The organism is Azospirillum brasilense, assembly GCF_001315015.1.
In the GTDB taxonomy this organism is placed as follows: Bacteria; Pseudomonadota; Alphaproteobacteria; order Azospirillales; family Azospirillaceae; genus Azospirillum; species Azospirillum brasilense.
The window spans coordinates 1,772,897-1,798,111 of the sequence record NZ_CP012914.1; the positions used below are offsets into that span (position 1 = coordinate 1,772,897).

A 25,215-nucleotide genomic window follows, 5' to 3' on the forward strand; every position below is an offset into this window, starting at 1 on the left:
GAAAGGTCGCGTCGCCCCCTCCCGACCTCCCCCCGCTTCGCAGGGGGAGGGTTGGGTGGGTGCCCGGTTCGACGCCTCAAATGCTGTAATTGTCCGCGATCCCCGACCGCAGCTGCTCGACCTGCTCGCGGAAGCCGCCGCTCTCGCGGCCCGGCTCGTTGCGCACGTCCTGGACGATGCGCGCCGGGCTGCCGCCCAGCACGATGATCCGGTCGGCGAGATGCACCGCCTCTTCCAGGTCGTGCGTGACGAACAGCACGGTCTTGCCGGTCTCGCGGTGGATGCGCAGCAGCTCATCCTGAAGGCTGTGCCGCGTGATGGCGTCGAGCGCGCCGAACGGCTCGTCCATCAGCAGGATGTCGGGATCGACGGCCAGGGCGCGGGCAATGCCGACGCGCTGGCGCTGACCTCCCGACAGCTCATAGGGCCAGCGCCGACCGTAATCGTCCAGCCGGACGAGGCGCAGCGCGGCGGCCACCCGCTCCTCCCGCTCGGTGGTGGAGATCGGCAGGCCCTCAAGGCCGAAGCGGACGTTCTTGGCGACCCGCCGCCAAGGCAGCAGGCGGGCATCCTGGAAGACGAGGCTGACCGGACGGTGGCCCGGCTTCTTCGTCTCGTGGATGGTCACGGCACCGGCGCGCGCCGTGTGCAGCCCGGCGACGACGCGCAGCAGCGTGGACTTGCCGACCCCGGACGGCCCGACGATGGCGACGAAGCTGCCGCGCTCGATGGACAAATCGACGTCCACCAGGACTGGCGGAGCCTCGGCACCGTAGCCGATAGCGACCCCCTTCAGATCGATCACAGCGGAGCCATTTACTTTTGCCATGCGAGCACCCGCTGCTGAACCTGCATGAACAGGAAGTCGCAGACGCCATAGAGCGCCGCGATGGTGACCATGTAGAGCACGACGATGTGCGTGGCGAGCAGGCCGGAGGCGTCGGACATGCGCGCACCCAGGCCGGAAATGCCGAACAGCTCCGCCGCCACCACCGTCATCCAACCCTGCCCCAGCCCGGCGCGCACGCCGGACAGGATGCCCGGCAGCGCGCCGGGCAGGACGATCTTGAACAGGCGCGGGATCAGCCCGCCCTGCCCGAAGGCATGGCCGAGTTCGATCAGGTCCTTGTCCACCCCGCGCACCGCGCTGTAGGTGGCGTAGTAGTTGATCCAGAACACCGTCAGCGCGATCAGGAAGGTCGCCGCCGACTTGCTGACGCCGAACCAGATGATGGCGAAGGGAATCCAGGCGATGGACGGGATGGGGCGCAGCATGCGCACCACCCAGGCCTGGAAGGCGTCCCAAATGCCCCAGGTCGCCGCCGCCGTGCCGAAGGTGATGCCCAGGACGGTGCCGAGCGCCAGCCCCGACAGATAGTGCGACAGGCTGGCGAAGACCATCGCCTGCCAGGTGCCCGACCGGAACTCCGCCAGGAAGGCGCCGGGCACTGCGCTGGGCGACGGCAGCAGCCCGGCGGGGACGACGCCGCTGCGCGCCAGCGCCTCCCAGGCGAGCAGGAAAGCGCCGACGCCGAGCGCCGACAGGGCGATGGAGCTGTGGAGCTTCAGCGGTTGACGCATCGCGCTTACTTCGCGGCGGCCGCGTCGTAGAAGCGGAAGTCGAACGCCTCCGCCACCGGGATGGTGCCCTCGGCGGAGCCGATCTCCTTGGCGTAGGTCATCATCTGCTCGACCGCCGGGACGACGCCGTGCGGGTCGGCGACGAACTTGGAGCCCGGCGAGCGGAAGGCGGACTCCAGCGTAGCCGGCTCCATCAGGCCCTTGCCCAGATACTCGTTGGCGACCTTGGCGGAACGGGCCGGGTCCTTGGCGATCTGGTCGACGGCGCGGATGTGCGCCTTGAGCAGGCGGGTCAGCGCCTCGCCATGCTCCTTGGCGACCGGGCCGCGGACCGCGATGACGGTGCCGGGCTGGTTCGGGAACATCTCCGCGCCGGTGGCGAGCAGGCCGACGTTCGGGTCGACCTTCTGGGTCACGGTCACCGTCGGCTCACGGATCGTCGCCGCGTCGAGGGCACCGGCCAGCAGGGCCTGCTGGGTCTTCTCGATGCCCATGGAGATGATCTCCACGTTGGCCGGGTCGGCCTTCACCACCTTGAACAGCCAGTGGCGCAGCACCGTGTCCGGGACCGAGCCCGGCGGCTGCGTGCCGATCTTGACCTTGCGGCCGCTGTCGGCGACGAACTTCGCGATGGACTCCGCGGTGGCCTTGCCGCCCAGCGCCTTGGCGAACTCGCCGCGGCTGGCGACGACCATCTCCTCGACCGCCGAGTTGGCGATCACCGACACGTCGGCGCCCTTCGAGCGGGCGACCAGGACCGGAGCGACGCCGGCGTAGAGCAGGTCGATCTTGCCGGCGGCCATCGCCTGGATGGCATGCGGGCCGGATTCGAACTTGGTCAGCTTCAGGTCGATGCCAGCCTCGCGCGCCCAGCCTTCCCCTTCCAGGATGAACAGCGGCGCGGCGGCAAGGATGGGAATGTAGCCGACCTCCAGCTTCACCGGATCGGCGGCGCGGGCCGCGCCGGGCGTCAGGGCGGTCAGGGACGCGGCGGTCAGGGATGCGACGGCGGCCACAGCCAGCATCGCGGAGCGTCGGGTCAGGGCGGTCATGGTTCCATCCTCGCAGGAAATTGCCCGCCTATTTAGCACATCTCCTATCGGAAGGAAGAGCGAATTACACATTATTGAATGATGAAATGCCTGATTTCACATAATGCGTTTCGCAATGTGAAATCCATTCCACCATAGGAAAAGCCCCTTCGCGGCGACGCGAAGGGGCTTTTTCCCGAACGGACGAGGGAAGCCGTTACACCCGGTCGCGCTTCAGGGCGTTCCGGCCGAACGCACCGTCCACATAGTCGAGCAGTTCGCCCAGCGCCTCCACCGGAGTGACCGCACCGGTGTCGATGGTCAGCTCCGCCGACTCCGGAGCCTCGTAGGGGGCGGAGACGCCGGTGAAGTCCGGAATCTCCCCGGCGCGCGCTCGGCGGTAGAGGCCCTTGGGGTCGCGCGATTCGCAGGTGGCGAGATCGGCGGCCACATAGACCTCGTGGAAGCGCTCGCCGCCGATGGCCCGTGCCCGCGCCCGGTCGGCCTGGAGCGGCGAGATCAGCGACGCGATGACCAGCACGCCGGCGTCGGCGAACAGCTTGGCCGTCTCGGCGACGCGCCGGATGTTCTCCGCCCGGTCCTCCGCCGAGAAGCCCAGCCCGGCGTTCAGCCCGTTGCGGACGTTGTCGCCGTCCAGCACGAAGACCTGCCAGCCGCGGTCGAACAGGGCGCGCTCCAGCGCCATGGCCAGCGTGGACTTGCCGGCCCCGGACAGGCCAGTCAGCCAGAGGACGCCGCCCTTGTGGCCGTTGGCGGCGTTGCGCTCGTCCGCGGTGACGGCGTGCGAGACCTCGGTCGTGTTGGCCGAGGCGGCGGGCCCCTCGTCCACCTCGACGACGATGCAGCCGCCGACCACATCGTGCCCGTCGATCAGCACACCGCGCCCGGTGCGCGACAGCGCCGAAGCGAGGTCGACGGCGATCGGCGAGCGGGAGCGCAGGACGACCTCGGCCACCTCGTTGCGGTGGACCGCCTTGGCCGGGGTGCTCGACAGGTCCTCGATGTCGATGACGGCGGTGATGCTCTCCACCGTCACGCGGTGCTCGCCCGTCGTGATCTTCAGCGTGTAGGTCTTGCCGACCGCCAGCGGCTCCGAGGTCAGCCAGAAGGCGCGGACGCCCAGCCGGTGGGTGACGTGCGGCGCCCCCTCCTCATGGTGCGCGACATGGCCGCGCTCGGCGAAGATGCGCTTGTCCAGCGTGATGCCGATGCTCTGCCCGGCCTGGGCGGCGACGATGGGCTGGCTGTGGTTCCACCCCTCGATGCTGACCACCGTGGCGGTGGCGCCGGTCGGCGAGAAGCGCAGCGTGTCGCCGACGCGCAGGCGCCCGCTCTCGATGCGGCCGGCCAGGATGCGGCGGTCGTCGGGCTTGTAGACGTCCTGCAGCGGGAAGCGCAGCGGCAGTTCGGTCGGCGCCTGCTGCGGGCGGAAGGCGTCCAGCGCCTCCACCACGGTCGGCCCCTCGTACCAGGGCGCCTTGTCGGAGCGGGTGACGATGTTGTCGCCGTGGCGCGCCGCAATCGGGATCACCGTGGAGGTGTGCAGGCCGAGTTCCGCCAGATAGGCGCGGATCTCCTGGGACACCGCCTCGAACCGGTACTGGTCGAAATCGACGCGGTCCATCTTGTTGACGGCGACGGCCACCTGCCGCACGCCCAGCAGGTGCAGCAGGAAGGCGTGGCGGCGCGACTGCTCCAAGGCACCCTCAGCGGCGTCGATCACCAGCAGGGCGGCGTCGGCCTGGGAGGCGCCGGTCACCATGTTCTTCAGGAACTCGGTGTGGCCCGGCGCGTCGATGATGACGTAGGGGCGCTGTTCCGTCTTGAAGTGGATCTGCGTGGTGTCGATGGTGATGCCCTGGTCCCGCTCGGCCTGGAGCGCGTCCATCACGAAGGCCCATTCGAAGGGCATGCCGCGCTTGCGGCTCATCTCGTGGACCTGCTCCACCTTGCCGTCGGGCAGGCTGCCGGTGTCGTTCAGCAGGCGCCCGATCAGCGTCGACTTGCCGTGGTCGACATGGCCGACGATGACGATGCGGAGCTGGCCGTTCAATTCGTTCCGGATGTCCATGGTCCCAATCCCCGCTTCTTACATGTAGCCCGAGCTGCGCAGGCGCTCGAAGCTGTCCTCGGCCTCGTTGTCCATGGCGCGGCCGGCGCGCTCCGGAATGCGGGTCACGACCAGTTCGGCGATGATCTCGTCGATGGTGCCGGCGGTGCTGTCCACCGGGAAGGTGATGTTCTTCTCGCCCAGCGAGCGGTAGCGCTTGCCGTCCTTGGCGAAGTACAGCGGGACGATGGGAATCCCCTCGCGCTTGGAGTAGCGCCAGATGTCCAGCTCGGTCCAATGCAGCAGCGGGTGGATGCGGACGTGGGTGCCTTCGTCGAACCGGGTCTTGTAATGGTCCCAGAACTCCGCCGGCTGGTCCTTCACGTCCCAATCGCCTTCCAGCGAGCGGGGCGAGAAGACGCGCTCCTTGGCGCGGGTCGCCTGCTCGTCGCGGCGGATGCCGACCATGATGCCCTGGTACTTGCCGGTGCGCAGAAGGTTCTTCAGCCCCTCCGTCTTGCGGGCGGCGGCGCGGGTCAGCGGCGGCAGGGTCTGGTCCATGTCCGCTTCCGGCGGGCACGCCTCCACCCGCAGGTCGAGGTCCCACTCCCCGGCGATGCGGTCGCGGAAGTCGTAGACCTCCTGCAGCTCCATCGCGGTGTCGAGCTGGACGACCGGGAACGGCACGCGCCCGAAGAACGCCTTGCGGCAGAGCCAGAGCAGGACGTTGCTGTCCTTTCCGATCGACCACAGCAGAGCCAGCTTGTCGATGCGGTTGTAGGCCTCGCGGAGGATATAGATGCTCTGGCTCTCAAGGTAATCGAGATCGGCGGTCATTGTGCGGTTCCGGTCTTCTTGAAGGTGTGAATGCCGCATTCGGTCTTGGCGGTTCCGGCCCAGCGGCCCGACCGCGGGTCCGCACCGGGAGCGACACGCTCGGTGCAGGTGAAACAGCCGATGGACAGGAAGCCGTCGGCTTCAAGCGGGTGGCGCGGCAGGTTGCGCCGGGTGAACTCCTGCTCGATCCGCTCGCGGTCCCAGTGGGCAAGCGGGTTGATCTTGATGCGGCCCGTGCCCTCCTCCGCCTCGAACAGCGGAAGGGCGGCGCGCGTCGATGCCTGGAAGCGCTTGCGCCCGGTCACCCAGGCGTCGAAACCCTCCAGCGCGCGGTCCAGCGGCACCGTCTTGCGCAGATGGCAACAGGCGTCGTGCGAGCGGGTGAACAGCAGCCCGTCGGGGTCCTCCGCCGCCAGATCCGCGCCGGTCGGGCCGATCGTGCGCACGCCGGTCAGGCCGAGCGCGGACACCAGCTTGTCGCGGTAGCGCAGCGTTTCCCCGAACAACTTCCCGGTGTCGACGAAGAGAACCGGGAAGGACGGGTCGGCTTCCGCCGCCAAGGCGAGCAGCACCGCCGATTCCGTTCCGAAGGACGAAACCACAGCAACGCGGCCGTCGAATTCATCACGCAGAAGGGCGTTCAGAAGCACCGCCCCGTCCAGCCGCCCGTAACGTTCGGTCAGATCGGTCACGCGGTCGCGTTTCACAGCCTGGGCAAGTCCATCAAGCATGACCTAATTGCCTATCCACGAAGTGGAGTATTTGTTCTGAATTGCACATTAACACCAGTTTCACGGCGTTGCAATGCATATACATTGTCTACATGTATTATAGGTTTAAGCGAGTTTGTGAAATCTGTTGATTGCACCCCGCCATCGCGCTTAAATGCGCCCATGATGTGTTTTCACGATAGCTCCGGTGTGTATTTCGGGTGGCCGCGGTGATCCCGGTCGCGCTCGACCCGACGCATGTGCGGATCGCGCTGGTCGGTCAGGGACCGCTGGCGAAACGCCGTCTCGCGCAATTGCTGGAGGGCGGCGCGGCACCGGCGGTCTATTCACCGGAACCGGATGCTGAATTGATCGCTCTCGCGGGGATTGCCCTGCGTCGCGCCCTGCCCGCGCCCGCCGACTTGGAGGGTGTGCAGGTGCTGTTCGTCGTCGGCATCGACGACCCCGCCGCGGAGGCCCTGGCCCGTCAGGCGCGTGTCCGGAACATCCTGGTGAATGTCGAGGATGTGATTCCGCTCTGTGATTTCCACGCGCCGTCTGTGATACGGCGCGGCGACCTGCTGATGACCGTCTCCACCGGCGGCCGGAGCCCGGCGCTGGCCCAGGTGCTCCGCGAACGGCTGGAGACCCTGTTCCCCGCCGTCTGGGCGGACCGGCTGGCGGAACTCGCCGCGCTCCGCGACCGCCTGCGCGCCACGGGCGCCAAGGGACCCGAGGTGCTGCGCGCCTGCCGGGATCTGATCGCCGCCAAAGGATGGCTGCCATGATCGCATCGTCTCTTCTGTCCCGCCTGCCCTCCTTCGAGCCGGGCAGCGTCTGGCTGGCCGGCGCCGGCCCCGGCGATCCGGGCCTGCTGACCCTGCTGGCCGCCAAGGCGCTGGGCGAGGCCGACGCCATCGTCCACGACGCGCTGGTCGGCGGCGGCATCCTGGAGGCCGCCAACCCCGAGGCCCTTCTGGTGGACATGGGCAAGCGCGCCGGCCACCCCTCCCCCAAGCAGGAGGCGATCAACTCCCGGCTGGTGGAACTGGCCCGGGAAGGCCGTCGCGTGCTGCGGCTCAAGGGCGGCGATCCCTTCGTCTTCGGGCGTGGCGGCGAGGAATGCCTGGCGCTGGCCGAGGCCGAAATCCCCTTCCGCGTGGTGCCCGGCGTCACCGCGGGGATCGGCGGCTTGGCTTATGCCGGCATTCCGGTGACCCACCGCGGCTTCGGCACCACGGCGACTTTCGTCACCGGGCACGACAAGGCCGGCGGTCTGCCCGCCGACCTGGACTGGGACGTTCTGGCGCGGCTGCCCGGCGCGCTGGTGTTCTACATGGCGCTGGGCACCATCGGGACCATCGCCGAACGGCTCGAAGCCGCCGGCAAGCCGCCGATGACCCCGGTCGCCATCGTGTCGAGCGCCAGCACCGAGGCGCAGAGCGTCATCGAGACCAATCTTGCCCATTGCGCCCGGGACGTCGTGCGGCTACAGGCCAAGCGCCCCGCGATCATCGTGGTCGGCGAGGTCGTGCGGCTGCGCACCCTGATCGGCGCGTGGCAGCAGACCACCGGCCAGAACCCGTTTTCCATCGCCGTGTCGGCGTGAGCGTACGTGTTAGGAGTTGAAGGCATGGCGTTGAACGATAAGTCCAGGAACGAGGCGGTGCTGAAGGCCATCACCGCCAACCGCCTGCGCGACGGCGAGGTGATCTTCCTCGCCCCCGGCCCCGACCTCGGCCCCGACCTCGGCTGGGTGGAGCGTCTGGACGGCGCCGCCCTGTTCGAGGACGCGGCCGCCGCTGACACCGCCCTGGCCGCCGCCAAGGCCAAGGCGGAGGGCGAGCAGTTCGCCGTGGACGTCTACGCCTTCGAACTGCGCGTCGTGGACGGGCAGCGGGTGCCGGTCAAGACGCGGGAGCGCATCCGGGCGCTCGGCCCCACCGTCCGCATCGATCTCGGCAAGCAGGCTGCGGCCTGAACCGGGCGGCCACTTTTTTGACAAGGGCGAGTTCCATGAACCACATCGCGCCCGGCCGCAACGCCGGGGTCTACAGCTACGACGACATCGACCGCCGCTTCGTTGCGGAGCGCGTGGAGCAGTTCCGCGCCCAGGTCGAGCGCCGCCTGTCCGGCGAGCTGACGGAGGACGAGTTCAAGCCCCTGCGGCTGATGAACGGCCTCTACCTCCAGCTCCACGCCTACATGCTGCGCATCGCCGTTCCTTACGGCGTCCTGACCGCGCGGCAGCTCCGCAAGCTGGCCGAGATCGGGCGCAAGTACGACAAGGGCTACGGCCACTTCACCACCCGGCAGAATCTCCAGTTCAACTGGATCAAGCTGGAGGACACCCCGGCGATCCTGCATGAGCTGGCCGAGGTGGACATGCACGCGCTGCAAACCAGCGGCAACTGCGTGCGCAACGTCACCACCGACCAGTTCGTCGGGGCGGCGCGGGACGAAGTGGTGGACGGGCGCGTCTACGCCGAGATCCTGCGGCAGTGGACGACCCTGCACCCCGAATTCACCTTTCTGCCGCGCAAGTTCAAGATCGCCATCATGGGGTCGGACGCCGACCGTGCGGCCATCCGCGTCCATGACGTCGGCGTCTTCGCCAAGCGCAATGAGCGGGGCGAGGTCGGCTTCACCTTCTACGTCGGCGGTGGCCTCGGCCGGTCGCCCTTCATCGGCAAGCTGATCCGCGACTGGGTGCCGGAGGAGGACTTCGTCGCCTATCTCGAAGCCATCCTGCGCGTCTACAACCAGTATGGCCGGCGCGACAACATCTACAAGGCGCGCATCAAGATCCTCGTCCACGAACTGGGCCAGGAGAAGTTCACCCAGGAGGTCGAGGAGGAGTTCGCCCGCCTGCGCGGCCCAAAATACCGCCTCGCGCCGGAGGTCGTCGACGAGATCCGCCGCCGCTTCGGCGGCCCGGCCTTCGAGAAGCTGACCGACGAGCCGGAGTCCTTCCAGGCCGCCAAGGCCACGAACCCGGACTTCGCCCGCTGGGTGGCGGTCAACGTGCTGGCCCACAAGGTTCCCGGCTACGCCGCCGCCACCATCTCGCTGAAGCCCGCCGGCGGCATCCCCGGCGACGCCACCTCGGAGCAGATGGAGCTGATCGCCGATTTGGCCGACGCGCACAGCTTCGGCGAACTGCGCGTCAGCCACGCCCAGAACCTCGTCCTCGCCCATGTCCGGCAGGACGCGCTGTTCACCCTGTGGACGGCGCTGGAGGCCAACGGGCTGGGCACGCCGAACGCCGGGCTGATCGGCGACATCATCGCCTGCCCCGGCCTCGACTACTGCGCGCTGGCCAACGCCCGCTCGATCCCGCTGGCCCAGGCCATCTCGGCCCGCTTCGCCGATCCGGCGCGGCAGCAGACCATCGGCGAGCTGGGCATCAAGATCAGCGGCTGCATCAACGCCTGCGGCCACCATCACGTCGGCGCCATCGGCATCCTCGGCGTGGATAAGAAGGGCGAGGAGTTCTACCAGATCACCGTCGGCGGTGACCCGACCCTGACCACGGCCATCGGCGACATCCTCGGCCCGGCGGTGACCGCCGACGAGACGGTGGACGCCATCGAGGCCATCGTCGAGGTCTATCTGTCCAACCGCTACGACGGGGAACGCTTCATCGACACGCTGAAGCGCGTCGGCCACGGCCCGTTCAAGGAGAGAGTCTATGCCGCTCATTAAGGACGGCCGCATCGTCGAGGACGAGTGGGTCGCGGTCGCCGACGGCGAGCCGGTTCCCGCCGACCGCCCCGCCGTCGTCACCTTCGAGCGCTGGCAGGCGGAGCGTGCGAGCTTCGACGGGCGCAACGCGGCGCTCGGCGTCCGGGTCAAGAGCGGAACCCTGGCCCCGGCCATCGCGCCGGACCTGGGCCGCTTCGCCCTGGTGGCGATCGAGTTTCCGAAGTTCCGCGACGGCCGCGGCTTCTCCACCGCGCGCGAGTTGCGGGAGCGCTATGGTTATGAGGGTGAGATCCGGGCGGTCGGGCACGTCATCCCCGACCAGTACCGCTTCCTCCTGCGCACCGGCTTCACCTCCGCCGAGGCGCCGGAGAACACCAACCCGGAGAGCTGGGCGCACGCCCTGACGGAGATCACCGTCGCCTTCCAGCCGTCGCTGGACGACCCGCAGCCGCTGTCGCTCCTGCGCCGCCGCCTGGGGTCCTGACGCGCATCGCCCCGCGCCTGCGTCCCAATTGTCATGGGAGCGGGCGCGGCGCGGTTTCACACCCCGCCAAACGCCCAGAACAGGCCGCCCGCCGCCGCTGCGGCGAGCGCGACCAGCGCCCCGGCCACGGTGCGCCGCAACCGGGCGTCGCGCCGTTCGACCTCCTGGCGCTTTCTCAGCAGATACTGTTGCTCCGGCCCGAGAAAGGCCCCCGAATCGCCGTCCAGAGAGACGGAGCGTTTCGCATTGCCCCGGCTTCGCACGACAGGGGAGGTCCGGACCTGTGGTCGCGGCGCCCGACCATCCAGGACCATCGATTCGCCCGCCAGAGGGCGCCCCGTCCCCGAGCGGCCCCGGCCGGTCTTCTTGGATGCCTTGCGTCTTTTGCTCGCCATGCTTTTCACCTCTCCGTCCGCCTGCGGAGCATAGCGGTCCTGGCCCGCTTATCCAGTCTCGGAACGCCACAGGCCAGCAAAGTCACACCGCATGGATTTCGGACCTTATGCCGAAGCATTGGGCAATTGAGGCGAATTTGCGGAGATCGAACATTAGTGTCCGCGAATGCGGACGAACGACTGGAAAAATCTCGACAACATCGCTCACACCGCCCGCCGAAATCCGTACTATGCGGCATCGCGCCGATGCAGCCAGGATTTTCGCATGTCCCATGATGTTCCGCTTATTTCCATGATCGCCATCGCATTCGGGTTGGCCTTCATATTCGGATACCTCGCTGACCGCATTCGCTTGCCTCCCCTCGTCGGTTATCTGGTCGCCGGCGTCATCATCGGTCCCTTCACGCCGGGCTTCGTCGCCGATGGCGCTCTCGCCGCCCAGTTGGCCGAAATCGGCGTCATTCTCCTGATGTTCGGCGTCGGTCTTCATTTCTCGCCCTCGGATCTGCTGGCGGTCCGGAAAATCGCCATTCCCGGCGCGGTCGGCCAGATCGGCCTCGCCACGGCGCTGGGCGTCGGGCTGGCTTGGCTGTGGGGCTGGAGTCTCGGCGCCGGCCTCGTGCTGGGCCTCAGCCTGTCGGTGGCGAGCACGGTCGTGCTGCTGAAGGCGCTGGAAGAGCGAGACATGCTGAACACCGCCGAAGGTCGCGTCGCGGTCGGCTGGCTGATCGTCGAGGACCTCGCGATGGTCCTGGCGCTCGTCCTGCTGCCGGCCCTGGCGGAGGTCCTGGGCGGCCACGCACCGGGCGCCGCAGGGGGCGCCGCCGGGGGCCATGGCGCCGGCTCGGACGGTCCGATCTGGCTGACGCTGGCCCTGACGCTGGGCAAGGTCGCCGCCTTCTCCGTTCTGGCGATTGTGCTCGGTCCGCGCGTCGTCCCGGTGATCCTGACCAACGTGGCGCGCACCGGCTCACGCGAGCTGTTCACCCTGTCCGTTCTCGCCATCGCGCTCGGCGTCGCCTACGGCTCGGCGGTGCTGTTCGGCGTATCCTTCGCGCTGGGCGCCTTCTTCGCCGGCGTGGTGCTGAACGAATCGCGCTTCAGCCACAAGGCGGCCACCGATTCGATGCCGTTGCAGGACGCTTTCGCCGTTCTGTTCTTCGTGTCGGTCGGCATGCTGTTCGACCCGTCGATCCTGCTGCGCGATCCGCTGGCGGTCATCGCGGTGGTGGCCCTGATCGTGGTCGGCAAATCGCTGATTGCCTTCGGCATCGTGATCCTGCTGCGCTTCCCGGTGGGCATGGGTCTGGCGGTGTCGGCCAGCCTCGCGCAGATCGGTGAATTCTCCTTCATCCTCGTCGGGCTGGGCATGTCGCTCGGCCTGTTGCCGGAGGAAGGGCGCGACCTCGTGCTGGCCGGCGCCCTGCTGTCGATCACGCTTAACCCGGCGGTCTTCGCGGGCGTCGCGATGCTGCGCAAGCATCTCCAGGCCAAGCGGGCCGCCGGCGTGCCGCCCTATGGCTGGGAGCAGTTCGAGCAGCTCCAGAGCAGCCTCGCCGACGCCCGCCACCAGGCGGAGGAGCGCGAGAAGGAGCACGACCTGCAAATCCAGGCGCTCGCCAAGACCTTCCCGGTGCTGTCGCTGCTGGACGCCCACGAGCAGGAGCGGCTGATGATGCTGTTCCGGCCCAAGTCGGCGGTGCCCGGCGAGCGGATCATCCGCAAGGGCGACCGCGCCAACGCCATGTACTTCATATCCTCCGGCGCCGTGGAGGTGCTCATGGAGGGCCAGACCATCCGCCTGGGCGCCGGCACGATGTTCGGCGAGATGGCCCTGTTGAGCGGCCAGCGGCGCAACGCCGATGTCGCCGCGGTCGACTATTGCCAGCTTCAAGTGCTGGAGCGGCGCGACTTCAACCAGTTCACTGCCCGCCATCCGGCGCTGCGCACGGCCCTGATCGACATGGCCGCGCAGCGGCGCAAGATGAACCAGCAGGACGCCGCCACCGACGAGGCTGTGGCCGCATCGGAAAGCGCCGCCTGAACGGTTCGAAACGGTGTGGCATTCACCGATCCGATAGACGAATGAAGCGGGAGCCTTCGCACAAGCATTTACCGGCAATAAAGCGAAAGGCCTTGAGCCGAAGAAACCCAAGGCCTTTCGTTTTCCCGAACCTGGGCGGAATGATGGTTCTCCGATCCATTCCAGCTATCGACGCCAGTTTGAAGCGTGCCCAGCATGCCTCAAATGACTCATGCGGGAGACCCGTCAACGCTACTCAGAAAAACTGTCCGTACCGCCTGCGGGCGAAGAGATCGTTGGGAGCTGTTTTCCCTTCTCGGGCTGGCGGTGCTTGATCTAGTTTTTCGCCATACACCGCGTATTGGTAACCTATAAGGATGGTTCGACTTAGATGATCCACCTGATCTGCGGACCGAGTTGCGTCGGGAAATCAACATTCTATGAATCAAACTCACCCCGGTTGCTCGATGACCAGGGAAGCAAGGTGCCATTGGTGTTCCCCGACGAAATCGGTGTCCGCCCTCTGCCACCGGGCGATTTTGCCATCCACTACAACATCCTACGCCCTGTCCATGCCATTGATGCCGATGGCGGCCATGAAGTTGAGAATACCCCCTGGTCGTACGACATCGATGAGGCTTGGCTGCGGATCCGGGATTTGCCCGGTCCGAAAAAGGCCACGGTCCTTCTCGCTTCTCTGCATGAACTGAACGCACGAGCCGGTGTGCGGACGTCCATCGAACCGAATCTGCGGTCGGTCGTTCAGGCCTACCCGAACAGCTACTGGACGGGCGTCTATGCCCGGTTTGATTTGTCCCATGTGTACACAAGCTTCATTGATGAGCTTGCTCGGCAAGGGATCAAGGTTGAGTTCATTCATTCAAGAGACGGCAAATTCCTGGATGTTCCACCAGAGAAAATGAATGAGATATTGCACGATCACCCGTCCCGTTATTCACGGGAGAGAATCGAGAACATCATCATATCACCCATTTTTGAGTATCAACGCATAGAGCTGCCACACGGCCTTGCCACGCGTGGGCAGGACCGTTCTGCAACCGCAGCCTTGACCATGCCGGACGATCTGAGTGGCCATTCCGTTCTGGATGTCGGCAGTGCCATTGGATTCTTCTCCTTCGAGGCGGAGCGCCGCGGGGCCCAGCGGGTGGTCGGATTGGAGCCACGCCAAACCCGATTCCAAGCCGCAGTCATCTTGAAGGAAATATTGGGCAGCTCGGTGGAGTTTCGCTGCCAGGACATTTTGGATTACTCACCATCCGAGCCGTTCGATCGTGTGCTCCTTCTCAATGTCATCCATCACCTCAAAGAGCCCATGCGGGTCCTGAGGCGTTGCGCGGAACTCACGCGCAACGCTCTGGTCATCGAGTTTCCCCAGCTTGATGATCCAATATTCGGAGGTGTATTCGATGGTCGCGGAAAAGATTTGAATGACTTGCCTCTCATCGGCGTAAGTTCGGCGGGTGTCGATCAAACCTTCCTATTCACTGCATCTGCGCTTATGCGTATCCTAATGGACCATGAAAAATTGTTCCAACGTTGGGAAATTGCGGAATCACCCATGCCACATCGAAAAATCATGACATTCTATAAATGATAATTCACTTCACGGAGGGGCATGATCTCCATTGACGTGGAAGCCATGGATAAGCCCCATCGGGTCGCATTTTGAAGCGTGGGCAGCGCGAGTTGAGGCCGTGGCGGTGAGCAGCCAACGGCTGGAGTGCCATCAAGCGTAAGCCGCGATTTCCACCCGACAATAAGCCCCACAAGCACAGCCTGCTTCAACACGGCACATGAGCGTCGGCACAGCCAAAGAAAAAGCCTTGGAACCGCAGGGTTCCAAGGCTTCTCTTCCAATCCGGAACTTGGTCGGAGCGACAGGATTTGAACCTGCGACCCCCAGACCCCCAGTCTGATGCGCTACCAGGCTGCGCTACGCTCCGTTCGACGGACCGCCCTTCGTTCCGGAAGGGAGCGGGACTATAGCCGGGACCTTGGTCCAACGCAAGCGCTACAGTTCACTTTTTTCCATGCTTCTCAAATTTCTTTAGCCTCCCCCACTGCGAGCAGAAGGCGCGCCTCCCTCAACTCATCGAGAGCCTGGGCGATGGCCTGCCGGATGGTGTCCGACAGGCCGTCGAGCGCAACGATCGGAGCGGCCTCTTCGGTGGCGACCAAGTCCACGCGCGCCCCGTCCGAAGCAGCCTCAAACGCGTCCGGTTCATCTGGCGCGTCCTCCGCTCTCCTTCGGGCGTCCGGATCGTCGTCCAGCTTCCCATCCTTCAGAAGGCGCTGGACACCCTTGATCGTGTAGCCTTCGCCATACAGCAAATTCTGAATCTGCCGCAGCAGGTCCACGTCTTCCGGGCGGTAATAGCGCCGCCCTCCACCGCGCTTGAGCGGGCGAAGCTGCGGGAACTTGCCTTCCCAGAAACGCAGCACATGCTGCGGCACGTCCAGGTCGGACGACACCTCGCTGATCGTGCGGAACGCCATGGCGGACTTCGTGGTGCCGCGCGCCTTCATATCCGGAAAACCCTTGTTGTCGGCCGGTTCGTGCGGCGGATCAGGAGACCGCCTTCACGCGCTGCGCCTCGGCTTCCTCCGCCTCCACGACCTCGTTGATGCGGTTCTTCAGCACGTGGCTAGCCCGGAAGACCAGGACGCGCCTGGGCAGGATCGGAACCTCTTCGCCGGTCTTCGGGTTGCGGCCGACCCGCTGCCCCTTCTGCCGGATCTGGAAACTGCCGAAGGACGAGATCTTGACCATCTCGCCGCGGGCCAGGGCGTCGGAGATCTCCTCCAGGACGCTTTCGACCAGATCGGCGGATTCGTTGCGCGACAGGCCGACCTCTTGGTAGACCGCTTCGCTGAGCTGCGCGCGGGTGACGGTATTCTGTGACATGGTTCGCTTCCCCCCCGAAACCATAGGGGAAAAACCGTAATCCGGGGAAAGAACCCGGTCAATTCAAAAGCTTGGATCGCGTCGTTGTGAGCGGCGCAGCAAACGCCACCCTACGGGAAAGCGATGCGGGTGCGCGGCTTACCAGCGCACCATCGCGGCGCCCCAGGTCAGGCCACCACCGATGGCCTCCATGAGGATCAGGTCGCCACGCTTCACGCGGCCGTCGTGCACCGCTTCGCACAGCGCCAGCGGGATCGAGGCGGCGGAGGTGTTGCCATGGCGGTCCACCGTCAGCACGACCTTGTCGGATGGCAGCTTCAGCTTGCGGGCGATGCCGTCGATGATCCGCTGGTTGGCTTGGTGCGGCACCAGCCAGTCCACCGCCGACGGCTCCAACCCGTTGGCCGCCAAAGCCTCCTCGACAACCGAGGACAACTTGCTGACGGCATGACGGAACACGTCCTGGCCATTCATCCGCACGTGCCCGGCCGTGCCGGTGGTCGACGGGCCTCCATCGACGTAGAGCAGCCCGTACTGGGCGCCGTCCGAATGCAGATGCGTGGACAACACGCCGCGGTCCGCCGAGGTCCCGGCGGCATCGTAGCCGTCCATCACCACGGCCCCCGCACCGTCGCCGAACAGGACGCAGGTGGTGCGGTCCTTCCAGTCGAGCAGGCGGGAGAAGGTCTCCGCGCCGATGACCAGGGCGCGGTTGGCCTGCCCGATGCGGATGAAGTTGTCGGCGATCGACATCGCGTAGACGAAGCCGGCGCACACCGCCTGGATGTCCAGCGCGAAGCCCTTGGTCCCCAGCGCGGCCTGCACCTTGGTCGCGGTGGCCGGGAAGGTGTTGTCCGGAGTCGTCGTCGCCAGCACGATGCAGTCGATGCTGGCGGCGTCCACCCCGGCATGCTCCAGCGCGCGGGTCGCCGCGGCGATGGCGAGGTCGGAGGTCAGTTCCCCGTCGGCGGCGATGTGGCGCGACTTGATGCCGGTGCGCTGGACGATCCACTCGTCCGAGGTGTCCACACGGGCTTCAAGATCGCGATTCGTGACGACGTTGGCCGGGAGGTAGGAACCGCAGCCGAGAACTCGGGAACGCTTGACCATGATGTTAGACCGCCGCCGCCTTCGTGTCGGGAAGAGGCTTGGCGTCGGCGAGACGCTGCATCTCTTCCTTGATTCGGTCGTTGAAACCGTTTGCCGCCAGATTGTAGGCCACACCGATGGCGTTGGCGAACCCGATGGCGTCGGTGCCCCCGTGGCTCTTCACGCAGACGCCGCGCAGGCCCAGGAACATGGCGCCGTTGTAGCGGCGCGGATCGGTGCGCTGCTTCAAGCGCTTGAAGGCCCCGCGGGCCAGCAGGTAGCCGAGACGCGCCGTCCAGGAGGACTGGAACGTCCGGCGCAGGAACTCCGTGAAGAGCTTCGCCGTGCCTTCGGCGGTCTTCAGGGCGACGTTGCCGGTGAAGCCGTCGGTGACGATCACATCCACCGTACCGGTGGCGATGTCGTTGCCCTCGACGAATCCGTGGAAACGCCCCGGCAGCGGCATCTCGCGCAAACGGGTCGCGGCGGCGCGCACCACCTCGTTCCCCTTCACCTCTTCCGAACCGATGTTCAGCACGCCGATGGTCGGCTCGGACAGGTTCAGCGCGGTGCGCGCGAAGACCGCGCCCATCACGGCGAACTGCACGAGATTCTCGGGCTGGCATTCGGTGTTGGCGCCGAGGTCGAGCATGACGCTCTCCCCCCGCAGGGTCGGGAAGAAGGAGGCGATGGCCGGACGGTCGATTCCGGGAATCGTCTTCAGCACGAACTTGGCCATGGCCATGAGCGCGCCGGTGTTGCCGGCGGAGACCACACAGGCGGCTTGCCCGCCCGCCACCGAGTCGATGGCGAGACGCATGCTCGACTGGCGTCCGGCGCGCAACGCGACCGACGGCTTGGCATCGCCGGCCACGGCGTCCGGGGTGTGGCGCACCTCGGCCACCGCTCTCAAGGCGGGCCGCTGCGCGAGCAGCGGCTCGATGCGGGCGGTGTCCCCGAACAGCAGGTAATGCACCTGCGGGTGACGCTCGCGGGCGATATCCGCCCCGGCAATCACCATGTCGGGTCCTTTGTCACCGCCCATGGCATCAAGGGCAATGGTCAGGCGCTGGCTCACCGCGGACAGGCTCCCTGGCTAGGACGTAGGGCGGCCAACCAAACCGCCATCAGGCCGCCGGAGCGCTCTGAACCACTTCGCGCTGGTCGTAGTGACCGCAAGAGTCGCAGACATGGTGCGGGCGCTTCAGCTCGCCGCAGTTCGAGCACTCGGCGTAGGACGAGGTCGGGAGAGCGTGGTGCGAGCGACGCATGTTGCGGCGCGACTTGGAGGTCTTCTTCTTCGGAACAGCCATGGCCGTAAACTCTCTTCATTGTAAAAGGCGGCCCGAAGAGGGGCCGCCTGACGCGAGCGGCATTCAATACGGCAATTGCCCACGGAGGGCAAGCCCGTTCCGCCCTCAATTCTGTCGTTTCAGACGTTCCAGCGCGGCGAACGGGTTCGGCTTCTCCGGAGCGGCATCGGCATCATCATCGGCGGGGGCCATGCCCTCCTCCTCATCTTCGCCTTCGCTGTACCCGTCGAACGCCACGCCTTCTGCATGAGGATAGGGGTCGAGCGCCAGGGACAAATGCTGGGCGGCCAGTTCGCCGATGTCGATGCGTCCGTTGGTCATGGCCTCCGGAATGTCCTCCTCGGCGACGTTCGGGTCGATCTCGATCTCGTCGTCCTCGTCGGGGACCATCGACTCCGGCGCGAACAGCGCGCCGAAGCGGTCGGACACCTGGGCGGGCACCGGCTCCAGCGTGATGACGCAGGTCTGTACCACGTCGGCCTCCAGTTCTCCTTCCACGCGCACCATCTGGCCGCCGCGCACGGAGCGCAAGCGGACCCGGGCGGTCAGCCGCCCGATTCCCTCCAGTTCGAACCGTTCGGCCAGCGCCTTGCGCTCGGCTTCCGTCGCCTCGATGGTTTCGACCAGATCGCCGTCACGGTGAACGGCGTCGGCGCGGACGATGCGCGAAAATTCCGGCGCAGGGCTGGCGGAGGGTTGAGTTGTGTTGCGCATGTCGAGCAGTTCCTTGTCACAGCGCCCGTTCTGAAGCGGACGCCTTCGTCTCACTGTCAGATGAATTCGGACGCCGGGAAAGGCAAGTCCAATCGCCACCCCTATAATCCAATCGCCACCCCTATAATAAGGAGAGACTCGATGGACGCGATCAGTCGGTCCCGGCGCCGGGCGGCGGACCGAAGCGCACCTCCCCGGCCATGAGCGACTCCAGCGGTTGCGTCTCCAGCCCGGCGGCCTCGCGCCGGACATAGGCCGCCATGACGGCCAGCCGCTCCGGCGGCACCTCCGACACGGTGCCATAGACGTTGTTGTCGAGGGCGACCTCCAACGCCTGCTCCCCCTCGTCGGCGAGCGCACGGTCATAGACCTCGATCCGGCCGGCGATGCCGCGTGCCATGGTCTTGATGCGCCGCCCGACTCCGCTGTCGCCCACCCCCTGCTCCATCAGCGACTTCTCGAAATGGTCGATCATCGCCTCGAAGAGCAGGCGCGAGCGGTCCGCGGCGGCGGCCCCCTGCCCCTTCAGGCGGCGCATGACCAAGAAGACATGAAGCACCACCATGTCGAAGCGCCCATCCAATGTGTCGGGAACGCCAAGGTCACGGTAGAAGGCCGGCAAGCGGGCCTGCGCTGCGATGGTGAGATAGAAATCGGCGACGGCGCGGGCTTCACGCCGACGCCGGAACAGGCGGTCAAGCACGGTTTCTCTCTCGTTCGGAGTTTCGTTGACAGGACAAACCGCGCGATGCGATTGTCCCGGCATTGCGGGCGGAGTCCGGCCTGCCGCAAGGGTCCGGCGGTCCGCCCGCGCCATCATAGCCTGAGCACCATGACGAGATCGATTCCTTCGGCGCTGTGCGCCTTCGCCTTTCTGGGTCTCGCCGTCTCCGCGTGCTCGCCCACCGTGGCGACCCGCGGCAACATGGCGGACCCCGACCGCATCGCCGAGATCAAGGCCGGCCAGTCGCGGCGGGAGGATGTGGCGGACATCCTCGGCACGCCGACCTCCGTGGGAACCTTCGACCAGAATGTCTGGTACTACATCGGCCAAAAGACGGAGAAGGTCGCCTTCTTCCAGCCGAGCGTGATGGAGCGCCGTGTCGTCGTCGTCCATTTCGACGATGCGGGCGTGGTGACGGAGATGAAGCAGCTCGACGCCACCGACGGGCAGCAGATCGACATCGTCGATCGCAGCACCCCCACCGCCGGCCGCGAGCTGAGCTTCCTCGAACAGATGCTTGGCAACGTCGGACGCTTCTCCGCCAAGGACTCGCGCAACCGCGGCCCCGGCCGCTGACGCCAACCGGTCTGCAGAGACACGAAAAGCCCCGCTTCCGCGGGGCTTTTCTTTTGGTGCCGTCCCGATCGATGTCGATCCGACTCAGCCGATCTGGGCGAGGATCGCCAGCAGCAGGATCGCCACGATGTTGGTGATCTTGATCATCGGGTTGACCGCCGGACCGGCGGTGTCCTTGTACGGGTCGCCGACGGTGTCGCCGGTCACCGCCGCCTTGTGCGCGTCGGAACCCTTGCCGCCGTGGTTCCCCTCCTCGATGTACTTCTTGGCGTTGTCCCAGGCGCCGCCGCCCGAGGTCATCGAGATGGCGACGAAGATTCCCGTCACGATGGTGCCCAGCAGCATGGCGCCCAAGGCGGCGAAAGCCTGCGCCTGACCAGCAATGGCGGCAATGACGATGTACAGGACCACCGGCGCCAGGACCGGCAGCAGCGACGGGATGACCATCTCCTTGATCGCGGCGCGGGTCAGCATATCGACGGCGCGGCCATAGTCGGGTTTGGCGGTGCCCTCCATGATGCCGCTGATCTCACGAAACTGGCGGCGCACCTCCACCACCACCGATCCGGCGGCACGCCCGACCGCGGTCATGCCCATCGCCCCGAACAGGTAGGGCAGCAGGCCGCCGATCAGCAACCCGACGACCACGTAGGGATCGTCCAGCCGGAACTCGACCGTCACGTTCGGGAAGTAGTGCTTCAGATCCTGCACATAGGCGGCGAACAACACCAGCGCGGCCAGACCGGCGGAGCCGATGGCGTAGCCCTTGGTCACCGCCTTCGTGGTGTTGCCGACGGCGTCGAGCGCGTCGGTCGTCACGCGGATGTCCTTCGGCATGTCGGCCATTTCGGCAATGCCGCCCGCGTTGTCGGTCACCGGACCGTAGGCGTCCAAAGCCACCACCATGCCCGCCAATGCGAGCATCGTGGTCGCGGCGATGCCGATCCCGAAGATGCCGGCCTGTCCGTAGGCGATGATGATGCCGACGCAGATGACCAGGACGGGAAGCGCCGTCGCCTCCATCGACACGGCCAGCCCTTGGATCACGTTGGTGCCGTGCCCGGTCTCCGACGCGCGGGCGACGCTGCGCACCGGGCGGAAAGCGGTGGAGGTGTAGTATTCGGTGATCCACACCAGCAGGCCGGTCACGCCCAGCCCGACCAGGGACGAGACGAACAGGTTGCCTCCGGTGACGTAGCCGCCGCCGTTCAGCGCGATGGGCCGGGTGAAGCCGAACATGATCGCGGTCACGATCAGGATCAGCACCAGCGAGATGCCGGCGGTCGCCGCCAGCCCCTTGTAGAGGGCGGCCATGATGTTGTTGTTGCTGCCCAGCTTCACGAAGAAGGTGCCGGCGACGGAGGCGGCGATGCAGACCGCGCCGATGACCAGCGGGTAGACGAGCAGCAGGCGGATCACCTCGCCCGAAAAGAAAATCGCCGCCAGCAGCATGGTGGCGACGATGGTGACGGCGTAGGTTTCGAAGAGGTCGGCGGCCATACCGGCGCAGTCGCCGACGTTGTCGCCCACATTGTCCGCGATCACCGCGGGGTTGCGGGGATCGTCCTCCGGGATGCCGGCCTCGACCTTGCCCACCAGATCGGCGCCGACGTCGGCCCCCTTGGTGAAGATGCCGCCGCCCAGCCGCGCGAAGATGGAGATCAGCGAGGCGCCGAAGCTGAGGGCGACCAGGGCCTCCAGCACGGAGCGGACCTCGATCGGGTCGGTCACGCGGTAGATCATGGTCAGGATGCCGTAATAGACACCCACCCCCAACAGACCCAGCCCGACCACCAGCATGCCGGTGATCGCCCCCGCCTTGAAGGCGATGTCCAGCGCCGGGGCCAAGCCATGGGTCGCCGCCTGGGCCGTGCGCACGTTCGCCCGCACCGACACGTTCATGCCGACATAGCCGGCGGCCCCCGACAGGACCGATCCGATCAGGAAGCCGATGGCCACATGCAGGCCGAGGAAGGCGCCGAGGATGATGAGAAGCACCACGCCGGCGATGGCGATGGTGGTGTACTGGCGATTCAGATAGGCTCGGGCGCCCTCCTGCACGGCCGCTGCGATTTCCTGCATGCGGTCGGACCCGGCGGAGGCCGCCATGACTTGCTTGCCCGCGTAGTACCCATACGCCAGGGCCAACAGGCCGCTGGCGATGATGATGACGAACGCTGCTGCCATCGGTTCCCCCAAATTCTTATGGTTTCGGGCCCGATTACCGCCTTGTCGTGAAAACGACCCGTACAAACGAAGGTGGATGACGGGCGAGTTGTTCCTAAAAAGGATGCCGAAGAGAATGGCACAATGCAACAGCCGCCGCGCCCGAATAGGCGCGGCGATTTGGCCGAGGCGCTCCTGACTTTCGGATAGGCTTTTTTAAGAACGGTTACAAATTGCGCTGTGTAACCACCTGAACAAGAACATTTTGCACCACGCCCTCCCCCACCACTTTCGCAGCGGCGGCAGCGAGTTTTTCTTTTACGGCAATGATGTTGACCAAGTTGCCCGTCATCACCGACCGGTCGTCGACGCCCGCGTAGAGGGCCGTCAGGCAGCGATCGAAGACGAGCGGCTGGCGGGCCTGGACATAGGGAACCTTGTCGAGAACCACCTCCAGCGTAACGACCACAGTCACGAACTGCTCGACCTTCTGCGTGCCGATGGCCGGAACGACAAAGGGAGCCATGCGGACGAAGCCGGTGGGCGGCTTGGGCGGCGGCTCCTCCTTCTTGGGGGCCGACTCCTCATGCTCGACGAAATACTTGTTGTAGATCATCCAGCCGCCGAAACCCGCACCGCCCAGCAGAAGCAGGCCCAAAACCAGCAATATGACGGCCTTGATCACGCCCATCCCTTCCCGGATACGGAACGGGTCGAGTCTAGCGCCGCCCTGCTTTCGATTGCGTTAAGCGGAGTCGCGGGACGACGGCGCTCTGGGAAATGCCGGCGCTGTCAGAAATGGTCCCAGCCGCGAGTCGGCAGGTCGAGAACCCGCCCCTGCGGATCGGCCACCGTGACCTCTCCCGCCGGCCCCTCCAACAAGCGGCCGATGGCCGTCACCGGCACGCCGGTCTCCGCCGACAGGGCGGCGAGCGCTGACGCGGCATCTTCCGCAGCGGTGAAGAGCAGTTCGTAATCGTCGCCACCGGTCAGAGCCATGGCGAAGCGCACCGGATCGTCGCCGATGACCGACCTTGCGGCGTCCGACAGGGGCACGCGGCCCGACTCCAGAAGCGCGGCGCAGCCCGATTCCTCGCACAGGTGGCCGAGATCCGCGACCAGACCGTCCGACACGTCCAGGCAGCCGGTCGCCAGTCCGACCAGACGCGGCCCCAGCGTGGTCCGCGGATCGGGCCGCCGCAGACGACCCAGCAGTGCGGCGCGCGCCGAGTCGTCGGCCACCTCCAGCGTTCCGTAGGCGATCCGCAGGCCGAGCGCCGCGTCGCCGATGCTGCCGGTGACGTAGACTCGGTCGCCGGGGCGCCCACCCCAGCGCGGCACCGCCCCGCCCTTCGGCACCAGACCGAAGGCGGTCACCGACAGGGTGATGGGACCGGAGGTCGAGACCGAGTCGCCACCCGCCAGGGCGATACCGAACCGGGCCTGATCCTCGCCCAGACCGGCGGCGAAGCTGGCCAGCCAGTCCTCGCCCACCGTCTTCGGCAGTGCGGTGACCAGCGTGTAGGCGTAGGGAGCCGCGCCCATGGCGGCGAGGTCCGACAGGTTGGTGCGCAGCAGCTTCGCGGCGATGTCGCCGGGCGCGTCGTCGGGGAAGAAATGGACGCCCGCCACCATGGCGTCCGTGGTGACGACCAGTTCCTGGTCCGGTGGAACACCGAACACGGCGGCGTCGTCGGCAAGCCCGCGGGCGCCCGGGAAACCGGACGCCAGCGGCCTGAAATAGCGGTCGATCCGCCCGAACTCGCCGAGCGGCTTGCCGGTCGTTTCCCTAGCGGTCTTTGGACTGGTCACGGCTAGGGTCCGGCTGGGCCAGTTCGTCCGGCCGCAACGCCCGGGCCACATGGTCGAGCACACCGTTCACCATGCCCGGCTCGCGCGCCGCGAAGAAGGCGTGCGCCACATCCACATACTCGCTGATGAGGATGCGCGGGTGAGTATCGTTGTGGACGAACAGCTCATAGGCGCCGGCCCGCAGGATGGCGCGCATCAGCAGTTCCAGGCGGTCCAGCGCGTAGCGCGGCTCCAGGGCCGAGGCCAGCATGCCGTCCACCTCCGTCCGGCGGTGCGCGGCGCCGCGGACGATGTCGGCGAACAGCTGCGGGTCGGCGGTGACGAACTTCGCCCCGTCGATCTCCTCGCCCAGCCGGTGATTGACGAACTCGCCGATCACGGATTCCACGGCGATGCCGGTCGGTTCGATCTGGTTCAGGTCGATCTGGTACAGGGCCTGAACGGCGGCAAGGCGCGCGGCCTTACGCCGGGCCTTGGCCGATCCGCCACCCGTCCGGTTCCGGGAGCCGCGCTTCTGTTTCGCGCGGCCAGCCGCGTCGTCGTTGCTCATGATGCTCAGTCTGTCAGGAATTGCACCGCGGGGTCACCGCGGATAGAGGCGGAATTGGCGCTTGAGTTCGATCATGTCAAGGCAGGCGCGCGCCGCGAAACCACCCTTGTTCTTGGCCGTCACCGAAGCCCGCGCCCAGGCCTGCTCGCGGTTCTCCACCGTCAGCACACCATTGCCGATGGCCAGCGCGTAGCGCAGCGCGAGGTCCTGGAGACCGCGGGCGCTCTCGTTGCAGACGATGTCGTAATGGGTGGTCTCGCCGCGGATCACGCAGCCCAGCCCGACATAGCCGTCGAAACGCTTGCGCGCCGTGAAGAAATCCATGGAGCGCAGGGCGTAAAGGATCGCCGCCGGGATCTCCAGGCATCCCGGGACCGAGACGCGCTGGTAGGTGGCGCCCTCCTTCTCGATCTCGGCGATGGCGCCTTTCACCAGCTCGTCGGCGATGTCCTCGTAGAAGCGGGCTTCCACGATCATCAGGTGGGGCTTTTCGGTCATCTCGGGTCGC

At 66.6% G+C, this 25,215-nt stretch carries 27 protein-coding genes and 1 tRNA gene; 8 read left to right on the top strand and 20 right to left on the bottom strand.

Annotated elements, in window-relative coordinates; all coding sequences use genetic code 11:
• Positions 1–76 precede the first annotated feature (76 nt).
• The 6 genes from AMK58_RS08175 to AMK58_RS08200 all read right to left on the bottom strand — a co-directional run bounded on the left by AMK58_RS08175 (position 77) and on the right by AMK58_RS08200 (position 6,251).
• Complete coding sequence (locus tag AMK58_RS08175) at positions 77–829, bottom strand: ABC transporter ATP-binding protein (protein ID WP_035674630.1); 753 nt, start codon at positions 827–829, stop codon at positions 77–79.
• Entirely contained in the window at positions 817–1,581 is a 765-nt protein-coding gene (locus AMK58_RS08180; protein ID WP_035674628.1) for an ABC transporter permease, read from the bottom strand. The genes AMK58_RS08175 and AMK58_RS08180 overlap by 13 nt, the downstream gene beginning before the upstream one ends.
• A 5-nt stretch (positions 1,582–1,586) precedes the next feature.
• Entirely contained in the window at positions 1,587–2,633 is a 1,047-nt protein-coding gene (locus AMK58_RS08185) for an ABC transporter substrate-binding protein (protein ID WP_035674625.1), read from the bottom strand.
• Positions 2,634–2,829: 196 nt separating this feature from the next.
• Positions 2,830–4,704, bottom strand: coding sequence for an adenylyl-sulfate kinase (gene cysC, locus AMK58_RS08190; RefSeq protein ID WP_051140279.1), 1,875 nt, complete (start codon positions 4,702–4,704; stop codon positions 2,830–2,832).
• An 18-nt stretch (positions 4,705–4,722) separates the two neighbouring features.
• Positions 4,723–5,520 carry a sulfate adenylyltransferase subunit CysD gene (gene cysD / locus AMK58_RS08195; RefSeq protein WP_035674621.1) on the bottom strand — a complete coding sequence of 266 codons (798 nt, stop codon included), beginning with the start codon at positions 5,518–5,520 and terminating at the stop codon, positions 4,723–4,725.
• Positions 5,517–6,251 carry a phosphoadenylyl-sulfate reductase gene (locus AMK58_RS08200; RefSeq protein ID WP_035674619.1) on the bottom strand — a complete coding sequence of 245 codons (735 nt, stop codon included), beginning with the start codon at positions 6,249–6,251 and terminating at the stop codon, positions 5,517–5,519. Before AMK58_RS08200 ends, cysD begins: the two co-directional genes overlap by 4 nt.
• Positions 6,252–6,451: 200 nt before the next feature.
• On the opposite strand from AMK58_RS08200, the gene AMK58_RS08205 reads away from it, so the two are divergent.
• From AMK58_RS08205 to AMK58_RS08225, 5 genes are read left to right on the top strand one after another with little or no spacing between them, the layout of a single operon-like run.
• Complete coding sequence (locus tag AMK58_RS08205; RefSeq protein WP_236778080.1) at positions 6,452–7,018, top strand: precorrin-2 dehydrogenase/sirohydrochlorin ferrochelatase family protein; 567 nt, start codon at positions 6,452–6,454, stop codon at positions 7,016–7,018.
• The gene (gene cobA, locus AMK58_RS08210) at positions 7,015–7,839 is read left to right on the top strand and encodes a uroporphyrinogen-III C-methyltransferase (protein ID WP_059398796.1); all 825 of its coding nucleotides are present in this window, start codon (positions 7,015–7,017) and stop codon (positions 7,837–7,839) included. The genes AMK58_RS08205 and cobA overlap by 4 nt, the downstream gene beginning before the upstream one ends.
• Before the next feature lie 24 nt (positions 7,840–7,863).
• Positions 7,864–8,211 (top strand): DUF2849 domain-containing protein, encoded by a 348-nt coding sequence (locus AMK58_RS08215; protein WP_059398797.1) that lies wholly within the window; start codon positions 7,864–7,866, stop codon positions 8,209–8,211.
• 35 nt (positions 8,212–8,246) lie between these two features.
• Entirely contained in the window at positions 8,247–9,935 is a 1,689-nt protein-coding gene (locus AMK58_RS08220) for a nitrite/sulfite reductase (protein WP_035674612.1), read from the top strand.
• Positions 9,922–10,419, top strand: coding sequence for a DUF934 domain-containing protein (locus AMK58_RS08225; protein WP_035674610.1), 498 nt, complete (start codon positions 9,922–9,924; stop codon positions 10,417–10,419). The genes AMK58_RS08220 and AMK58_RS08225 overlap by 14 nt, the downstream gene beginning before the upstream one ends.
• A 56-nt stretch (positions 10,420–10,475) precedes the next feature.
• On the opposite strand, the gene AMK58_RS30345 is transcribed toward AMK58_RS08225, so the two are convergent.
• Positions 10,476–10,682, bottom strand: coding sequence for a hypothetical protein (locus AMK58_RS30345; protein ID WP_137165098.1), 207 nt, complete (start codon positions 10,680–10,682; stop codon positions 10,476–10,478).
• A 424-nt stretch (positions 10,683–11,106) separates the two neighbouring features.
• Here AMK58_RS30345 and AMK58_RS08235 point away from each other — a divergent pair, with 424 nt between their 5' ends.
• Positions 11,107–12,858 carry a cation:proton antiporter domain-containing protein gene (locus AMK58_RS08235; RefSeq protein WP_196813128.1) on the top strand — a complete coding sequence of 584 codons (1,752 nt, stop codon included), beginning with the start codon at positions 11,107–11,109 and terminating at the stop codon, positions 12,856–12,858.
• Positions 12,859–13,228: 370 nt separating this feature from the next.
• Complete coding sequence (locus AMK58_RS29435) at positions 13,229–14,452, top strand: class I SAM-dependent methyltransferase (protein ID WP_079285191.1); 1,224 nt, start codon at positions 13,229–13,231, stop codon at positions 14,450–14,452.
• A 272-nt stretch (positions 14,453–14,724) separates the two neighbouring features.
• Here AMK58_RS29435 and AMK58_RS08245 read toward each other — a convergent pair.
• The 8 genes from AMK58_RS08245 to AMK58_RS08280 all read right to left on the bottom strand — a co-directional run bounded on the left by AMK58_RS08245 (position 14,725) and on the right by AMK58_RS08280 (position 19,582).
• Positions 14,725–14,801, bottom strand: a tRNA-Pro gene (locus AMK58_RS08245).
• Positions 14,802–14,895: 94 nt separating this feature from the next.
• Positions 14,896–15,384, bottom strand: a complete 489-nt coding sequence (locus tag AMK58_RS08250; protein WP_035674596.1) for a MerR family transcriptional regulator — start codon at positions 15,382–15,384, stop codon at positions 14,896–14,898.
• Between the two features lie 40 nt (positions 15,385–15,424).
• A complete protein-coding gene (locus AMK58_RS08255; RefSeq protein WP_014240747.1) occupies positions 15,425–15,763 on the bottom strand; it encodes an integration host factor subunit alpha in 339 nt (112 codons plus the stop codon).
• 138 nt (positions 15,764–15,901) lie between these two features.
• Positions 15,902–16,873, bottom strand: coding sequence for a beta-ketoacyl-ACP synthase III (locus AMK58_RS08260; protein ID WP_014240746.1), 972 nt, complete (start codon positions 16,871–16,873; stop codon positions 15,902–15,904).
• 4 nt (positions 16,874–16,877) lie between these two features.
• A complete protein-coding gene (gene plsX, locus AMK58_RS08265) occupies positions 16,878–17,930 on the bottom strand; it encodes a phosphate acyltransferase PlsX (RefSeq protein WP_014240745.1) in 1,053 nt (350 codons plus the stop codon).
• 49 nt (positions 17,931–17,979) lie between these two features.
• Entirely contained in the window at positions 17,980–18,165 is a 186-nt protein-coding gene (gene rpmF / locus AMK58_RS08270; protein ID WP_035674592.1) for a 50S ribosomal protein L32, read from the bottom strand.
• A gap of 105 nt (positions 18,166–18,270) precedes the next feature.
• Positions 18,271–18,879, bottom strand: a complete 609-nt coding sequence (locus AMK58_RS08275) for a YceD family protein (protein WP_035674589.1) — start codon at positions 18,877–18,879, stop codon at positions 18,271–18,273.
• A gap of 151 nt (positions 18,880–19,030) precedes the next feature.
• The gene (locus AMK58_RS08280; protein ID WP_035674586.1) at positions 19,031–19,582 is read right to left on the bottom strand and encodes a ubiquinol-cytochrome C chaperone family protein; all 552 of its coding nucleotides are present in this window, start codon (positions 19,580–19,582) and stop codon (positions 19,031–19,033) included.
• 129 nt (positions 19,583–19,711) lie between these two features.
• Here AMK58_RS08280 and AMK58_RS08285 point away from each other — a divergent pair, with 129 nt between their 5' ends.
• Positions 19,712–20,179: an outer membrane protein assembly factor BamE gene (locus AMK58_RS08285; RefSeq protein WP_014240740.1), complete on the top strand. Its 468-nt coding sequence runs from the start codon at positions 19,712–19,714 to the stop codon at positions 20,177–20,179.
• An 84-nt stretch (positions 20,180–20,263) separates the two neighbouring features.
• Here the strand turns inward: AMK58_RS08285 and AMK58_RS08290 are convergent, their stop codons facing one another.
• The 5 genes from AMK58_RS08290 to AMK58_RS08310 form a co-directional block, all read right to left on the bottom strand.
• Positions 20,264–22,366 carry a sodium-translocating pyrophosphatase gene (locus tag AMK58_RS08290; protein WP_035674583.1) on the bottom strand — a complete coding sequence of 701 codons (2,103 nt, stop codon included), beginning with the start codon at positions 22,364–22,366 and terminating at the stop codon, positions 20,264–20,266.
• A gap of 205 nt (positions 22,367–22,571) precedes the next feature.
• Complete coding sequence (locus AMK58_RS08295) at positions 22,572–23,036, bottom strand: hypothetical protein (protein WP_035674581.1); 465 nt, start codon at positions 23,034–23,036, stop codon at positions 22,572–22,574.
• 101 nt (positions 23,037–23,137) lie between these two features.
• A complete protein-coding gene (gene thiL / locus AMK58_RS08300) occupies positions 23,138–24,157 on the bottom strand; it encodes a thiamine-phosphate kinase (protein ID WP_035674578.1) in 1,020 nt (339 codons plus the stop codon).
• Positions 24,135–24,707 (bottom strand): transcription antitermination factor NusB, encoded by a 573-nt coding sequence (gene nusB, locus AMK58_RS08305; protein ID WP_035674576.1) that lies wholly within the window; start codon positions 24,705–24,707, stop codon positions 24,135–24,137. The genes thiL and nusB overlap by 23 nt, the downstream gene beginning before the upstream one ends.
• Before the next feature lie 33 nt (positions 24,708–24,740).
• Positions 24,741–25,205 (bottom strand): 6,7-dimethyl-8-ribityllumazine synthase, encoded by a 465-nt coding sequence (locus AMK58_RS08310; RefSeq protein ID WP_014240735.1) that lies wholly within the window; start codon positions 25,203–25,205, stop codon positions 24,741–24,743.
• Between the last annotated feature and the right edge of the window lie 10 nt (positions 25,206–25,215).

Coding starts and splice junctions, on each gene's coding strand:
- AMK58_RS08175 (WP_035674630.1), bottom strand. CDS start 829: ATGGCAAAAGTAAATGGCTCCGCTGTGATCGATCTGAAGGGGGTCGCT.
- AMK58_RS08180 (WP_035674628.1), bottom strand. CDS start 1,581: ATGCGTCAACCGCTGAAGCTCCACAGCTCCATCGCCCTGTCGGCGCTC.
- AMK58_RS08185 (WP_035674625.1), bottom strand. CDS start 2,633: ATGACCGCCCTGACCCGACGCTCCGCGATGCTGGCTGTGGCCGCCGTC.
- cysC (WP_051140279.1), bottom strand. CDS start 4,704: ATGGACATCCGGAACGAATTGAACGGCCAGCTCCGCATCGTCATCGTC.
- cysD (WP_035674621.1), bottom strand. CDS start 5,520: ATGACCGCCGATCTCGATTACCTTGAGAGCCAGAGCATCTATATCCTC.
- AMK58_RS08200 (WP_035674619.1), bottom strand. CDS start 6,251: ATGCTTGATGGACTTGCCCAGGCTGTGAAACGCGACCGCGTGACCGAT.
- cobA (WP_059398796.1), top strand. CDS start 7,015: ATGATCGCATCGTCTCTTCTGTCCCGCCTGCCCTCCTTCGAGCCGGGC.
- AMK58_RS08215 (WP_059398797.1), top strand. CDS start 7,864: ATGGCGTTGAACGATAAGTCCAGGAACGAGGCGGTGCTGAAGGCCATC.
- AMK58_RS08220 (WP_035674612.1), top strand. CDS start 8,247: ATGAACCACATCGCGCCCGGCCGCAACGCCGGGGTCTACAGCTACGAC.
- AMK58_RS08225 (WP_035674610.1), top strand. CDS start 9,922: ATGCCGCTCATTAAGGACGGCCGCATCGTCGAGGACGAGTGGGTCGCG.
- AMK58_RS08235 (WP_196813128.1), top strand. CDS start 11,107: ATGATCGCCATCGCATTCGGGTTGGCCTTCATATTCGGATACCTCGCT.
- AMK58_RS29435 (WP_079285191.1), top strand. CDS start 13,229: ATGATCCACCTGATCTGCGGACCGAGTTGCGTCGGGAAATCAACATTC.
- AMK58_RS08250 (WP_035674596.1), bottom strand. CDS start 15,384: ATGAAGGCGCGCGGCACCACGAAGTCCGCCATGGCGTTCCGCACGATC.
- AMK58_RS08255 (WP_014240747.1), bottom strand. CDS start 15,763: ATGTCACAGAATACCGTCACCCGCGCGCAGCTCAGCGAAGCGGTCTAC.
- AMK58_RS08260 (WP_014240746.1), bottom strand. CDS start 16,873: ATGGTCAAGCGTTCCCGAGTTCTCGGCTGCGGTTCCTACCTCCCGGCC.
- rpmF (WP_035674592.1), bottom strand. CDS start 18,165: ATGGCTGTTCCGAAGAAGAAGACCTCCAAGTCGCGCCGCAACATGCGT.
- AMK58_RS08275 (WP_035674589.1), bottom strand. CDS start 18,879: ATGCGCAACACAACTCAACCCTCCGCCAGCCCTGCGCCGGAATTTTCG.
- AMK58_RS08285 (WP_014240740.1), top strand. CDS start 19,712: ATGACGAGATCGATTCCTTCGGCGCTGTGCGCCTTCGCCTTTCTGGGT.
- AMK58_RS08290 (WP_035674583.1), bottom strand. CDS start 22,366: ATGGCAGCAGCGTTCGTCATCATCATCGCCAGCGGCCTGTTGGCCCTG.
- AMK58_RS08295 (WP_035674581.1), bottom strand. CDS start 23,036: ATGGGCGTGATCAAGGCCGTCATATTGCTGGTTTTGGGCCTGCTTCTG.
- nusB (WP_035674576.1), bottom strand. CDS start 24,707: ATGAGCAACGACGACGCGGCTGGCCGCGCGAAACAGAAGCGCGGCTCC.
- AMK58_RS08310 (WP_014240735.1), bottom strand. CDS start 25,205: ATGACCGAAAAGCCCCACCTGATGATCGTGGAAGCCCGCTTCTACGAG.